Raw genomic sequence first — 13115 nt, forward strand, 5'->3', positions numbered from 1 at the left:
ACATGCTCCGCCTGCAAGACGGTGAAACCCAAGCTGTCACTGGCCGAGCGCACGTTCCACTGCACCGCGTGCAGGCTGTCCCTGGACCGGGACGTCAACGCCGCACGTAATCTTGCCGCGCTCGTGCGGCACGTCGACCTGGAGTTGCTGGGCGACGCAAAAACAGGACGTGGAGCCCACGTAAGACCCGTAAGACCTGCATGCGCAGGCGGGGCGGCGGGCCGTGAAGCGTCTAGACCGGCTCATCCGGTCAACGTCGCCCGGCAACGGACGACTGCCAATCAGGAGTCACGTTTGCTCACTGAAAGGTAACGGTTAGGGGGTTTGTTCCTTGCGGGCCTGGTCGGCCAGGTGGGCGGGCATGGGGTCGTGGCGGACGAAGTGGCGGCGGAAGGTGCCGGTGCCGGCGGTCATCGAGCGCAGCTCGACGGCGTAGCGGAGCAGCTCGCTGGCCGGCACCTCGGCGCGGACCAGGGTGCGGCCCTCGACGTCCTGGTCCGGCTCGGTGCCGAGCACCCGGGCGCGCCGGCCGGACAGGTCGCCCATCACAGCGCCCACCGAGCCGTCCGGCACCCGGATAGTCACCTCGTCGATCGGCTCCAGCAGCGCCGGCTGGCCCCGCTCGGCGGCGTCGCGCAGCGCCATGGCGCCAGCGGTCTGGAAGGCCGCATCGGAGGAGTCGACGCTGTGCGCCTTTCCGTCGACCAGGGTCACCCGCAGGTCCACCACCGGGTGGCCGGCGACCAGGCCGCGCTCCAGTTGGGCGCGGACGCCCTTCTCCACCGACGGGATGTAGTTGTGGGGCACGGCGCCGCCGACCACCCGGTCGACGAACTCGAAGCCGCCGCCCCGGGGTAGCGGCTCCACCTCGATGTCGCAGACCGCGTACTGGCCGTGGCCGCCGGACTGCTTGACGTGCCGGCCGTGCCCCTTCGCCGGCACGGTCAGGGTCTCGCGCAGTGACACCCGGACCGGCTCGGTGTCCAGCTCCACGCCGCCGGCCCGCAGCCGGTCCAGCACGACGTCCGCGTGCGCCTCGCCCATGCACCAGAGCACCAGCTGGTGGGTCTCCGGGTTGCGCTCCAGCCGCAGCGTGGGGTCACCGGCGACCAGCCGGGCCAGGTTGCGGGCCAACGCGTCCTCGTCGGCGCGGCTCCGGGCGACGATCGCCACCGGCAGCAGCGGCTCCGGCATCTCCCACGGCGCGATCAGCAGCGGGTCGTCCTTGGCCGAGATGGTGTCGCCGGTCTCGGCGCTGCCCGACTTGGTGATCGCGCAGATGTCGCCGGCCACGCAGAGCGACACCTCGCGCAGGGTGGCGCCCAGCGGGGTGTAGATGTGGCCGACCCGCTCGTCGGCGTCGTGGTCGGGGTGCCCGCGCTCAGCCATGCCGTGCCCGGAGACGTGCACGGTCTGGTCGGGGCGCAGGGTGCCGGAGAAGACCCGGACCAGCGAGACCCGCCCGACGTGCCGGTCGACGGTGGTCTTGACCACCTCGGCGACCAGCGGCCCGTCCGGGTCACAGGTCAGCGGCGGGCGCGGTGAGCCGTCCACGCCGGTCACCGCCGGCAGTTCGTGCTCCAGCGGCGACGGGAACGCGGCGGTCAGCACCTCCAGCAGCGCGTCCAGCCCGACGCCGGTCTCCGCGCAGACCGGCATCACCGGGTAGAAGTGGCCCCTGGCGACCGCCTTCTCCAGGTCCTCGATGAGCACCTGGGTGCCGATCTCCTCGCCGTCGAGGTAGCGGTCCATCAGGGTCTCGTCTTCGCTCTCGGCGATGATCCCCTCGATCAGCTCGTTGCGGGACTCGTCGATGGCCGGCTGGTGCTCCGGGTCCGGATCGCGTACGTCCGCGGGAAGCCCGGCGGTGTAGTCGAAGACCCGGCGGGTGATCAGGCCGAGCAGGCCGACGGTGGAGACTCCGTCGTCGCCGAGCATCGGCAGGTAGAGCGGCATCACGTTGTCGCCGAAGACCCGCTGGCAGAGCGCCACCGCGTTGTCGAAGTCGGCGCGTGGGTGGTCCAGCCGTGTCACCGCGACGGCCCGGGGCATGTCGACCGCCGCGCATTCCTCCCAGAGCGCTGCGGTGGCCGCGTCCATCCCGTCGACGGCGGAGACGACGAAGAGCGCGGCGTCGGCGGCCCGCAGGCCGGCGCGCAACTCACCGACGAAGTCGGCGTACCCCGGGGTGTCGAGCAGGTTGACCTTGATGTCGTCGTGCAGCAGGGGCGCACAGGACAGGCTCACCGAGCGCTGCTGGCGGACGGCTGCCGGGTCGTGGTCGCCGACCGTGGTGCCGTCCACCACGTTGCCGGCCCGGCTGATCGTGCCGGTCGCCGCGAGCAACGCCTCGACCAGGGTCGTCTTGCCCGCTCCGGAGTGCCCGACGAGCACCACGTTGCGAACCGTGCCGGGTTCCGTCACCACCGGCGTGCCGCCGGTGGGACCCTTCTCCTGACTCTTCTGCGCCATGGGGCGCACCTCCCTCAGCCGGTGGTTGGTGGCGACCGCCGCGCGACGGGAAGCGGCCCGAGGCAAGTGCGCGGCGATATCCTCCGGTGGTCTGCTGCACAGCGGGAACGGGACGGGCGGGCAGGTGAGCTGGCTCACCTCCAGGCTCGATCTCACACCCGTTGCCGGGTAGGCACAAGCCTGCCCCGGGCGGGTCGACCGGACCGTCCGTATCGCCGGAGCTGGGCGGACCGTTATCGTGGGGACCGCCATGGCGAAGATCTTCCAAGTGTCGGCCCGCGCGGGGATGACCCGCGTCGTCGAGCCGATCGCACGCGCACTGCTCCGCGCAGGCGTCACCCCCAATGCCGTCACCGTTACGGGCACCGTCGGTGTGCTCGTCGGCGCGCTCGGCTTCGGTGCTCGCGGCCACCTGGTCGCGGGCGCGTTAATCGTCACCTTCTTCGCGCTCACCGACCTGCTCGACGGGACGATGGCCCGGATGAGTGGCGGCTCCACCCGGTTCGGCGCGTTCCTCGACTCGAGCATGGACAGGGTCGCCGACAGCGCCGTCTTCGGCGCGGTCGCGTACTGGCTGGCCACCCAGAACGACCATTCCGGGGTGGCCGCCGCGCTGCTCTGCCTGGCCGCCGGTGGGTTGGTCTCCTATGTCAAGGCCCGCGCCGAAGGGCTGGGCATGACCTGCAACGTGGGCATCGCCGAGCGAACCGAGCGGCTGCTCATCGTCGGGGTCGGCGGGATCCTCACCGGCGTCGGTGTCGACCCGGCGCTGGAGATCGCGCTCTGGCTGCTCGCCGCCGTGTCGATCTTCACGGTGGGGCAGCGGATGGCACACGTCTACCGCCAGGCCCAGCAGCTCCAGCCGGACGGCCAGGCGTGAGCGAATGGCCGGCGACCCGGCGCCGGACGACCGGCGGCCGGGCCGCGTGAACCTCACCGAGCTGGGCTACGTCGCGGGCTGGCGGGTGATCCGTGCGCTGCCCCGGCCGCTGGTGGCCGCAGCGTTCCAGGCGGGCGCGGACCGCGCCCACCGCCGCGCCGGCGGGGGTACGGCTCGACTGCGCGCGAACCTGCGCCGGGTGGTCGGCCCGGAGCTGCCCGAGGCCGAGCTGGACGAGTTGGTGAAGCGCGGGCTGCGCTCGTACGCCCGGTACTGGATGGAGGCGTTCCGGCTGCCCTCGATGAGCCGGGCGCAGATCCTGGCCAATTTCCGGCTCGACGGCGCCGAGCTGCTCGCCGCCGACGTGGCTGCCGGCCGAGGCGCGGTGGTGGCGCTGCCACACGGCGGCAACTGGGACGCCGCGGGCGCCTGGGTGGCAGCCACCGGTTGGCCGATCACCACGGTCGCCGAGCGGCTGCCGGAGGGCGTCTACGAGCGTTTCCTGGCCTTCCGGGAGGGCCTGGGGATGGAGATCCTGCCGACCCACGGCGGGCCACGTCCGGCGTTCGACGTGCTGCTGGACCGGGTACGCGCTGGCGCGGTGGTGCCGCTGCTGGCCGACCGGGACCTCTCCGCCCGTGGGGTGGAGGTGGACTTCTTCGGGGCCAAGACGCGGATGCCCGCCGGGCCGGCGCTGCTCGCGCTGCACACCGGCGCCCCGCTCTACGTGGCATCGATGTGGTACGAACCGGACAGGGCGTGCGCATCTCTCGCCGGCCCGCTGCCGGTACCCGGGCCGGAGGAGGGGCCGCTGGACCAGCGGGTCCGGTCGCTGACCCAGCTGATCGCCGACCGTCTGGCGGCGGGTATCGCCCAGCATCCGGAAGACTGGCACATGTTGCAGCGGATGTGGCTGGACCAGCGGGGGACGGGGGGCGGCACCGCGCTGCCCTCGCCGGCCGCCGGTCAGGCCTGAGGGGGTGGGCACGGTGAGCGCGAGGAGTGCACCGCAGCGGAGCCCCGCAGTCGCGAGCGAGGGGCGCTGACGTATGCGGATCGGCATCGTCTGCCCGTACTCCTTCGACGTCCCCGGCGGGGTGCAGAACCACGTGATGGACCTCGCCGAGGCGCTGATCACGCTCGGCCACCAGGTCAGCGTGCTCGCCCCGGCCGACGAGGACTCCCCGCTGCCGGAGTACGTGGTCTCCGCCGGCCGGGCCGTGCCGCTGCCGTACAACGGCTCGGTGGCCCGGATCGCGTTCGGCCCGGTCTCCACCGCCCGGGTCCGGCGTTGGATCACCAACGGCGACTTCGACGTGCTGCACGTGCACGAGCCGCTCACGCTGAGCCTGTCGCTGCTCGCGGTGCTCTCCGCTCGGGGCCCGGTGGTGGCCACCTTCCACACCGCGATGACCCGTTCGCGGGTGCTGGCCGCCGCGCAGGGGGTGCTGCAGATCGTGCTGGAGCGGATCACCGCCCGGATCGCGGTCAGCGCGCTGGCCCGCAAGGTACAGGTCGAGCACATGGACGGCGGCGCCGTGGAGATCCCCAACGGGGTGGCGGTGGCCAAGTTCGCCGACGCTGAGCCGTTGCCCGGCTGGCCGGGGGAGTGCACCCCGGGCACCGGCGGCACGCTGGGTTTCCTGGGCCGGTTCACCGAGGCGCGCAAGGGCTTCCCGGTGCTGCGTGACGCGTTCGTGGCGTTGGCCGCCACCCGCCCCGAGCTGCGGCTGCTGGTCGCCGGCCCCGGCGACCCCGACGACCTGTATGACCGGTTTCCGGCCGAGGTGCGTGACCGGGTGACCTTCCTCGGCCTGGTGTCCGAGCCGGACAAGGCGCGGATGCTGCGCAGCGTGCACCTCTACGTGGCGCCGAACACCGGCGGCGAGTCGTTCGGCATGATCCTCACCGAGGCCCTGGCCGCCGGTACCACGGTGGTCGCCAGCGACCTGGACGCGTTCCGGCGGGTCCTCGACGGCGGCCGGGCCGGGCGGCTCTTCCCCACCGGCGACCCGGCGGGGTTGCGCGACGCGCTGGCCGATCTGCTCGACGATCCGGCCGGCCGGGCCGTGCTGAGCGCCTGCGGTGATCAGGTCGTGGCGAATTTCGACTGGCCGGTGGTTGCTCGCCGCGTTCTGGAGGTATACGCAGCGGCGATCGAGGCAACCGACGGGCGGGTCATCGACCAGGAATGGGTGGGGCTGGGCTGAGCCGGTGTGACGCATGGTGCGGGCGGTGACCGGGGTTTCCGGCGCGGCCGCGCCCGGACGGACGGAAACGGAGCAGCACTACGATGCCGCACATGTGGTGGGTGGTGGCCGCGAGCGTGGTCGTGGGGCTGGTCGCGGCGTACCTGATCTGGACCGCCGGGCGGGTCGAGCGGCTGCAGGGCCGCGCGGAGCTGGCGGCCCGGGCCCTCGACGCCCACCTGCTGCGCCGGGCGGCGGCCGCCGCCGTGTTGGCTGAGCGGCACTTCGGCGTCGAGCTGTACGCGGCGGCCCGGATCGCCCTGGACGCCCACCCGGACGAGCGGGAGGCCGCCGAGAACGACCTGACCCGGCAACTCCGCGCGGTGCAGCTCGATCCGGCCGATCCGGACTGCGGGGCGGTTATCGCCGCCAGTCGCCGGCTCGCGCTGTCCCGGCAGGTGCACACCGACCTGGTCCGTGACGCCCGGTCGGCGCGCAGCCGACCGCTGGTGCGGTTGTTGCGGATGGGGCGGGGCCGGGAGTGGCCGCGCTACTTCGACATCGACGACCCGACCCTGGCCGTTCCCACGGACGTGCCGGCGAACTGATCGCGAGCCGCTCGGCGGGCCGGTGACGGTTGCCACTACGCAGGCCACCGGGGGTCTGATTGGCTGTCGGAACGGCGTTGACCTCCGCGTAGCATTTTTCCTGCCACCCCCAGAGCACGTCCCGAGGAGCGCTGACCCGTGTCCGAAACCGCCGCGAACACCGGAACCACCCCCGTCGTCGGCACCGCCCGCGTCAAGCGGGGCATGGCCGAAATGCTCAAGGGTGGCGTGATCATGGATGTGGTCAACGCCGAGCAGGCCAAGATCGCTGAGGACGCCGGCGCCGTCGCGGTGATGGCCCTGGAGCGGGTGCCCGCCGACATCCGCGCGCAGGGCGGGGTGTCCCGGATGAGCGACCCGGACATGATCGACGGGATCATCGCGGCGGTCTCCATCCCGGTGATGGCCAAGGCCCGCATCGGCCACTTCGTGGAGGCGCAGATCCTCCAGTCGCTCGGCGTGGACTACGTCGACGAGTCCGAGGTCCTGACCCCGGCTGACTATGCCAACCACATCGACAAGTGGGCCTTCACGGTCCCCTTCGTCTGTGGTGCGACCAACCTGGGCGAGGCGCTGCGCCGGATCACCGAGGGCGCGGCCATGATCCGCTCCAAGGGCGAGGCGGGCACCGGTGACGTCTCCAACGCCACCACCCACATGCGCAAGATCCGCCAGGAGATCCGCCGGCTCTCCTCGCTGCCGACCGACGAGCTGTACGTCGCGGCCAAGGAGCTTCAGGCCCCGTACGAGCTGGTCAAGGAGGTCGCCGAGAGCGGCAAGCTGCCGGTGGTGCTGTTCACCGCCGGTGGGATCGCCACCCCGGCCGACGCCGCGATGATGATGCAGCTCGGCGCGGAGGGCGTTTTCGTCGGCTCCGGCATCTTCAAGGCCGGCAACCCGGCTCAGCGGGCCGCCGCGATCGTCAAGGCCACCACCTTCCACGACGACCCGGACGTGCTGGCCAAGGTTTCCCGCGGTCTCGGCGAGGCGATGGTCGGCATCAACGTGGACGAGATCCCGCAGCCGCACCGTCTGGCCGAGCGGGGCTGGTGAGCGCCCTGAGCGCCCCCACCATCGGTGTGCTCGCGCTCCAGGGGGACGTCCGCGAGCACGTGGCGGCACTGGCCGCGGTGGGCGCGGACGCCCGCCCGGTCCGCCGTCCAACCGAGCTGGACGCGGTCGGCGGGCTGGTCATCCCCGGGGGCGAGTCCACCACCATGAGCAAGCTCGCCGACATCTTCGAGCTGCGCGAGCCGATCGACAAGCGGATCGCCGACGGCATGCCGGTCTACGGGTCCTGCGCCGGCATGATCATGCTGGCCACCGAGGTGCTCGATGGCCGGCCGGACCAGCGTGGCTTCGCCGGCATCGAGATGACCGTGCGGCGGAACGCGTTCGGCCGGCAGGTCGACTCGTTCGAGGCGCCGGTGGAGATCGCCGGAGTCGAGGGCGAGCCGTTCCACGCGGTGTTCATCCGCGCGCCGTGGGTCGAGCGGGTCGGTGACGGCGTCGAGGTGATCGGGAAGGTGACCGGTGGTCCGGCCTCGGACCGGATCGTGGCGGTCCGGCAGGGCAATCTGCTGGCCACCTCGTTCCACCCGGAGCTGACCGGTGACCTGCGCGTGCACGCGTACTTCGTGGACATGATCCGCACCGTCTCCTGACGGCGTGACCCGTCGCCTCAGCCGGCGACCGCGCGCAGCTGCCCCGGGCGGCGACCCGCCAACTGGTCGAGCGCGGTCGCCGTGGCGGCGTCGGCGGGCAACTGCACCACCAGTCGCTGCGGGTCGACCTCGGCCAGCTCCAGCGTCTCGACGTTGAGGCGCAACAGCCCCGCCTCCGGATGGCGCACCGTCAGCAGGCCGGTACGCGCGGCGGTGACCGGCCGCCGCCGCCAGCGGTCGGTGAACGGCGCGCCCACCGTACGGGCCAGCCGCTCGGCGAAGGCGTCGCTGGCCGGGTCGCCTCGGCGCAGCAGGTGCAGCTCCGCGACCTGTTGGTCGGCCAGCGCCGACCACTGCGGGTAGTAGGCACGGGCCCGCTCGTCGGTCAGCACCCACCAGATGAGGTTCGGTCGCGTTCCGTCCAGCAGGCCGAGCGGGCGGGCCAGCAGGTCGAACGGTTCGTTCCAGGCCAGCACGTCGCCGAGCCGGTTGAGCACGTACGCCGGGGTGTCGCGCAGCGCGTCGAGCATCGCGCGGACCGTTGGCCGGACGGTGCGGGAAACCGTCGGCCGGTCGCCCGAGCACAGCTGTCGGGCGTGCTGGGCCGAGGCGAGCTGCCGCAGGTGTTCCCGGTCGGCGCTGTCCAGGCGTAGGGCGTCGGCGAGCGCGGCGAGGATCTCCGGCGACGGCCGGGTGTCGCGGCCCTGCTCCAGCCGGGTCAGGTACTCCACGCTGACCTGCGCCAGCGTCGCCAGTTCGGCCCGGCGCAGCCCGGGGGTACGTCGGCGGGGACCCTCGGCGAGGCCGACCTCGGCCGGTCGCCGCGCCTCGCGGCGACTGCGCAGGAACGCGCCCAGCTCTCCGTCTATCACCGAACCAGTCTGGCAGCCGGCGCCGGCCGGAGGGTGACCCTGGCAAGGCCATCCTCGCGGCGGTCTCCCCGCCCCGTCCCGTCGCCCGCACGATCGTGGTCATGAGAATCGCACAGAGCACAGGACCGCTGCGGGTCGGTCTGATCGTGGGCAGCACCCGGCCCGGCCGACGCGGCGCGGCGGTCGCCCGTTGGGTCCTGGAGGTGGCTGAGCGGCACGAGGCGGTACGCGCCGGGGACGCCGTCTTCACGCTGGTCGACCTCGCGGAGCAGGCGTTGCCACTGCTCGACGAGCCGGTGCCGGCGCTGTTCGGCGACTATAGGCGCCCGCACACTCGGCGTTGGGCGGCCGTGGTGGACGGCTGCGACGCCTTCGTCTTCGTCACCCCGGACTACAACCGCTCGATACCGGCCGCGCTCAAGAACGGCATCGACTACCTGTACGCGGAGTGGACCGGCAAGGTGGCCGGAGTGCTGAGCTACGGCGCGCAGGGCGGCAATCGGGCCGCCGACCACCTGCGGGCGATCCTCACCGAGGTGCGGACCGTGGTGGTGCCGACGGGTGTGGCACTGTCGATCTTCACCGACTTCGACTTCACCGGGGCCGACCCTGGTGACCGGACCGCCGGCCGTTTCGCGCCGGGCGATGGCCGGGAGGCGGAGCTGTCGACGATGCTCGCCGAGGTGGTGACCTGGTCCCGGGCGCTGCGCCCGGCGGACCGGGCCCTGCTGGGGTCGTCGTAGCCGTCCGGGATTTTCGTCCCGTCTGCTCCGATTGGAGCGGACGGGGCGGAGCCGCCACGCGCGGTGCATGACAGCGACCCCGGGGACGTCGGTAGGATTGCCGAGATTCGGCAGCGCCATCTGCCCGCCACGGCTTCCACCAGAGCTGACCGGCACCTCCGCGTGCGCCGGCGGAAGCGGGGCGTGCGCGGTGCCCTCGATGCAGACGGCGGGTAGCAACGGAGGTAACAGATGTCCGGCCACTCAAAGTGGGCGACGACCAAGCACAAGAAGGCCGTCATCGACGCCAAGCGCGGCAAGATGTTCGCCAAGCTGATCAAGAACGTCGAGGTGGCCGCGCGGACCGGCGGTGGCGACCCGTCCGGCAATCCGACGCTCTACGACGCCATCCAGAAGGCGAAGAAGAGCTCGGTGCCGAACGACAACATCGACCGCGCGGTCAAGCGCGGCTCCGGCCTGGAGGCCGGCGGCGCCGACTGGCAGACCATCATGTACGAGGGCTACGGCCCGAACGGCGTGGCGATGCTGATCGAGTGCCTCACGGACAACCGCAACCGGGCGGCGACTGAGGTGCGCACCGCGCTGACCCGTAACGGCGGCTCGCTCGCCGACGCCGGCTCGGTGTCGTACATGTTCTCCCGCAAGGGCGTGGTGATCGTCCCCAAGGAGAGCACGAGCGAGGACGACGTGATGATGGCAGTCCTCGACGCCGGCGCCGAGGAGGTCAACGACCTCGGTGAGGCGTACGAGGTGGTCTCCGAGCCGACCGACCTGATCGCGGTCCGCACCGCGCTTCAGGACGCTGGCATCGAGTACGAGTCGGCGGAGTCCTCCCTCATCCCCAGCATGAACATCCCGCTGGACGAGGAGGGCGCGCGCAAGATCTTCAAGCTGATCGACGTCCTGGAGGACTGCGACGACGTGCAGAACGTCTACGCGAACTTCGACGTCAGCGACGACGTGATGGCCGCGGTGGACGCCTGACCGTGCGGTTCGCGCCGGGCGAGGTGGTCGTCCGGCGCGAGGTTCTGCTCGGCGAGGTCTGGTTCGGTTGCCCGACGATCTGCGTCGAGGACTCGCCCGACCTGTTGGCCCTCTACCTGCCACCGGGTGCCGAGTTCGGCTTCCCGGAGTCCGGCACCTTCCCGTGCGGGCGGCACCCGTGGCAGACCGCCGGGCACCGGGCCTGGCAGGGGCACGGCAAGCTGATGCTGCAACGCCCCGGCGAGGCGCACTCGGTGGACGTCTTCTGGACGGGCCCGGAGCGCGACTTCGCCGGCTGGTACTTCAACCTCCAGGATCCGCTGCGGCGTACCCCGATCGGGGTGGACACCCTGGACCACGAGCTGGACCTGTGGTGGGGTGCGGACGCCGACCGGTACGTCTGGAAGGACGTGGAGATGTTCGCGCAGCGCCTCGTCGAGGGGCGCTACCCGGGCATGGCGGAAGCCATCCGCGGCGAGGGCGACCGGATCGCCGCGCTGCTCGACGCGGGCCAACGCTGGTGGGACCCGGCGTGGGCGTGTTGGCGGCCCGACCCGTCCTGGTCGGTGCCTCGGTTGCCCGCCGGCTGGGACCGGGTGCCGCCCGCCCGTTGAGCGCGAACGGGCGCCGGTGTCCGATCAGGACACCGACGCCCGCCCTGGCCGGTCACCGGTCAGCCGATGGTCTCCCGCTCGCGCCAGGCGGCGCGCAGGGAGGTCCGGCCGTTGGTCCGCAGTAGCGACCCTTCGTAGATGCGGGCCCCGGCGACCACGAAGGCGCAGGCGCCGACCAGCAGGATGGCCAGCGAGACGATCGGCTCCCAGCCGGCCGCGTCCCCGGTGAAGAGCCGCAGCGGCATCGCCGTCGGCGACGAGATCGGCAGGTACGACAGCACCTTCATGGCGGTGGGGTTGTCGTTGAAGAAGATCACCGCGAAGAACGGCAGCATGACGGCGAGTTGCACCGGCGTCGACACACCGGCGATGTCCTCCTGCCGGTTGACCAGTGCTCCGGCCGCCGCCCACATCGCGGCCAGCAGCACGAAGCCGAGCAGGAAGAACGGCACGAACCAGCCGATCGCCGGGGCGAGCAGGGTGAGCAGGTCGCCGCTGTCCCCGATCTGCATGCCGACGACGGCGACAAGGGCGATCAGCGCGATCTGCCCGAGCGCCAGGATGCCGCCGGCGATCACCTTGCCGGCCAACAACGCCCGTACCGGTATGGCCGCGACCAGGATCTCCACGATCCGGGTCTGCTTCTCCTCGGTGACGCTCTGCGCGATCTGCAGGCCGAAGGTCTGCGAGGTGAGGAAGAAGACGAACGCGAAGACGAACGGCACCAGGAACGCCACCACCGGGTCGACCGCGTCCGGGTCCAGCAGCCGTAGCGGCGGAGCGCTGCTCAACGCCTGCACCACGTCGTCGGGGGCCTCGTCCATGGCGAGCACCGCCGGGCCGGAGACCACCGCGGCGTCCACGTCGCCGTCGCGGACGGCCTGTTCGGCGGCGCCGTCGTCGGGCACCACGCGGACGTCGAGGCCGGCGGCCCGCAGCGGGCCGGCGGCGTCCTGGGTGACCGCGACACTCGCCGGCCCGCCGGAGAGCAACGGCGGCAGGATCGTGCCGGCCGCGGCGATCAGCAGGAAGAAGAGCGTGCCGAACAGGAAGGTACGGTCGCGCAGCTTGACCCGGATCTCGCGGGCGGCGACCAGCCGGGTGGCCGGGTAGGTGTTCACTGGGTGACCTCTCGGAAGATCTCGGTGAGCGAGGGGGTGACCGGGCGGAAGGCGCGCACCGGGCCCCGGGCCAGGGCCGCCCGCAGCACCGCCTGCTCGTCGGCGCCCGGCGCGAGGTCGAAGACCGCGCGGGCGCCGTCCAGGTCCACCAGCGTCACGTCGGGCTGGTCGCGCAGCCAGCCCGCGTCGGTGTCGACCACCAGCTCGAACCGGGGCACCGTGTACGTCGCGCGCAGTTGCTCCCGGCTGCCGGCGGCCCGGATCGTGCCGTCCGCGATGATCACCAGGTCGTCGCAGAGCCGCTCGACCACGTCGAGCTGGTGACTGGAGAAGAGCACCGGCACGCCCGCCTTGGCCCGCTCCCGCAGCACCGTCACGACCGTGTCGACGGCCAGCGGGTCCAGGCCGGAGAACGGCTCGTCGAGCACCAGCACCTCGGGGTCGTGCACCAGCGCGGCGGCGATCTGGGCGCGCTGCTGGTTGCCCAGTGACAGCGTCTCCAGGAGGTCGTCGCCGCGTTCGTCGAGCCCGACCCGTTCCAGCAGCGTGTCGGTGCTGCGCCGGGCCGCGACCGCGCTCAGCCCGTGCAGGCGGCCCAGGTAGGTCACCTGTTCCCGGACGCTCATCTTCGGATAGAGGCCGCGTTCCTCCGGCATGTAGCCGAACCGCTGCCGGTCCTCCCGGGTCAGTGGGGCACCCTGCCAGGTGACCTCGCCGGCGTCCGGGGCGAGCACGCCCAGGACGATCCGCATGGTGGTGGTCTTGCCGGCGCCGTTGGCGCCCACGAAGCCGGTCATCCGGCCGGCGGCCACCTCGAAGGAGACGTTCTTGAGTACCTGCCGGTCGCCGAAGCTGCGGTCGACGCCGTCGAGGCGGAGCGTTCTGGTCACGCACCCACGGTAGAGAGAACACGTCGGTCCGCCGTCCGCCCGGCGGTTGAGCCGGCGGGTCCACCTCGCGGCGGATGC

Annotated in this window: 14 protein-coding genes; 10 read left to right on the plus strand and 4 right to left on the minus strand. The window is 72.3% G+C overall.

What is annotated here, in order from left to right:
• Positions 1–312, plus strand: a 312-nt coding sequence (locus ABZV00_RS13995; RefSeq protein WP_355605601.1) for a zinc ribbon domain-containing protein, incomplete at its 5' end; no start/stop codon positions are given.
• Positions 313–315: 3 nt separating this feature from the next.
• Here the strand turns inward: ABZV00_RS13995 and ABZV00_RS14000 are convergent.
• Positions 316–2472: an elongation factor G-like protein EF-G2 gene (locus ABZV00_RS14000; RefSeq protein WP_355605604.1), complete on the minus strand. Its 2157-nt coding sequence runs from the start codon at positions 2470–2472 to the stop codon at positions 316–318.
• Between the two features lie 250 nt (positions 2473–2722).
• Between ABZV00_RS14000 and pgsA the strand changes: the two genes are divergently transcribed.
• The 6 genes from pgsA to pdxT all read left to right on the plus strand — a co-directional run bounded on the left by pgsA (position 2723) and on the right by pdxT (position 7813).
• Positions 2723–3352: a phosphatidylinositol phosphate synthase gene (pgsA, locus tag ABZV00_RS14005; RefSeq protein ID WP_328425930.1), complete on the plus strand. Its 630-nt coding sequence runs from the start codon at positions 2723–2725 to the stop codon at positions 3350–3352.
• A 46-nt stretch (positions 3353–3398) separates the two neighbouring features.
• Complete coding sequence (locus ABZV00_RS14010) at positions 3399–4328, plus strand: phosphatidylinositol mannoside acyltransferase (RefSeq protein ID WP_355605961.1); 930 nt, start codon at positions 3399–3401, stop codon at positions 4326–4328.
• A gap of 73 nt (positions 4329–4401) precedes the next feature.
• Positions 4402–5562, plus strand: coding sequence for a glycosyltransferase family 4 protein (locus ABZV00_RS14015; protein WP_355605607.1), 1161 nt, complete (start codon positions 4402–4404; stop codon positions 5560–5562).
• A gap of 83 nt (positions 5563–5645) precedes the next feature.
• Complete coding sequence (locus tag ABZV00_RS14020; protein ID WP_355605610.1) at positions 5646–6149, plus strand: hypothetical protein; 504 nt, start codon at positions 5646–5648, stop codon at positions 6147–6149.
• Positions 6150–6287: 138 nt separating this feature from the next.
• Positions 6288–7202, plus strand: coding sequence for a pyridoxal 5'-phosphate synthase lyase subunit PdxS (gene pdxS / locus ABZV00_RS14025; protein WP_355605613.1), 915 nt, complete (start codon positions 6288–6290; stop codon positions 7200–7202).
• Positions 7203–7207: 5 nt separating this feature from the next.
• On the plus strand, positions 7208–7813 hold the full coding sequence (gene pdxT, locus ABZV00_RS14030) for a pyridoxal 5'-phosphate synthase glutaminase subunit PdxT (protein WP_355605963.1): 606 nt from the start codon (positions 7208–7210) through the stop codon (positions 7811–7813).
• Positions 7814–7830: 17 nt separating this feature from the next.
• On the opposite strand, the gene ABZV00_RS14035 is transcribed toward pdxT, so the two are convergent.
• Positions 7831–8685 (minus strand): helix-turn-helix transcriptional regulator, encoded by an 855-nt coding sequence (locus ABZV00_RS14035; protein ID WP_355605615.1) that lies wholly within the window; start codon positions 8683–8685, stop codon positions 7831–7833.
• Positions 8686–8786: 101 nt separating this feature from the next.
• Here ABZV00_RS14035 and ABZV00_RS14040 point away from each other — a divergent pair, with 101 nt between their 5' ends.
• From ABZV00_RS14040 to ABZV00_RS14050, 3 genes are all read left to right on the plus strand, one after another.
• Positions 8787–9428: an NAD(P)H-dependent oxidoreductase gene (locus ABZV00_RS14040; protein ID WP_355605617.1), complete on the plus strand. Its 642-nt coding sequence runs from the start codon at positions 8787–8789 to the stop codon at positions 9426–9428.
• 231 nt (positions 9429–9659) lie between these two features.
• Positions 9660–10412, plus strand: a complete 753-nt coding sequence (locus ABZV00_RS14045) for a YebC/PmpR family DNA-binding transcriptional regulator (RefSeq protein ID WP_121654488.1) — start codon at positions 9660–9662, stop codon at positions 10410–10412.
• A gap of 2 nt (positions 10413–10414) precedes the next feature.
• Entirely contained in the window at positions 10415–11026 is a 612-nt protein-coding gene (locus ABZV00_RS14050) for a DUF402 domain-containing protein (protein WP_355605619.1), read from the plus strand.
• Positions 11027–11085: 59 nt separating this feature from the next.
• On the opposite strand, the gene ABZV00_RS14055 is transcribed toward ABZV00_RS14050, so the two are convergent.
• Positions 11086–12147: an ABC transporter permease gene (locus ABZV00_RS14055; RefSeq protein ID WP_355605621.1), complete on the minus strand. Its 1062-nt coding sequence runs from the start codon at positions 12145–12147 to the stop codon at positions 11086–11088.
• A complete protein-coding gene (locus ABZV00_RS14060; protein ID WP_355605624.1) occupies positions 12144–13037 on the minus strand; it encodes an ATP-binding cassette domain-containing protein in 894 nt (297 codons plus the stop codon). Before ABZV00_RS14060 ends, ABZV00_RS14055 begins: the two co-directional genes overlap by 4 nt.
• Positions 13038–13115 lie beyond the last annotated feature (78 nt).

Origin of the sequence: Micromonospora sp. NPDC005173, assembly GCF_040608515.1 — a bacterium.
In the GTDB taxonomy this organism is placed as follows: Bacteria; Actinomycetota; Actinomycetes; order Mycobacteriales; family Micromonosporaceae; genus Micromonospora.

What these genes read in the sequence shown, in the direction of transcription:
- ABZV00_RS14000 (WP_355605604.1), bottom strand. Translation starts at nt 2,472, where the DNA reads ATGGCGCAGAAGAGTCAGGAGAAGGGTCCCACCGGCGGCACGCCGGTG.
- pgsA (WP_328425930.1), top strand. Translation starts at nt 2,723, where the DNA reads ATGGCGAAGATCTTCCAAGTGTCGGCCCGCGCGGGGATGACCCGCGTC.
- ABZV00_RS14015 (WP_355605607.1), top strand. Translation starts at nt 4,402, where the DNA reads ATGCGGATCGGCATCGTCTGCCCGTACTCCTTCGACGTCCCCGGCGGG.
- ABZV00_RS14020 (WP_355605610.1), top strand. Translation starts at nt 5,646, where the DNA reads ATGCCGCACATGTGGTGGGTGGTGGCCGCGAGCGTGGTCGTGGGGCTG.
- ABZV00_RS14040 (WP_355605617.1), top strand. Translation starts at nt 8,787, where the DNA reads ATGAGAATCGCACAGAGCACAGGACCGCTGCGGGTCGGTCTGATCGTG.
- ABZV00_RS14045 (WP_121654488.1), top strand. Translation starts at nt 9,660, where the DNA reads ATGTCCGGCCACTCAAAGTGGGCGACGACCAAGCACAAGAAGGCCGTC.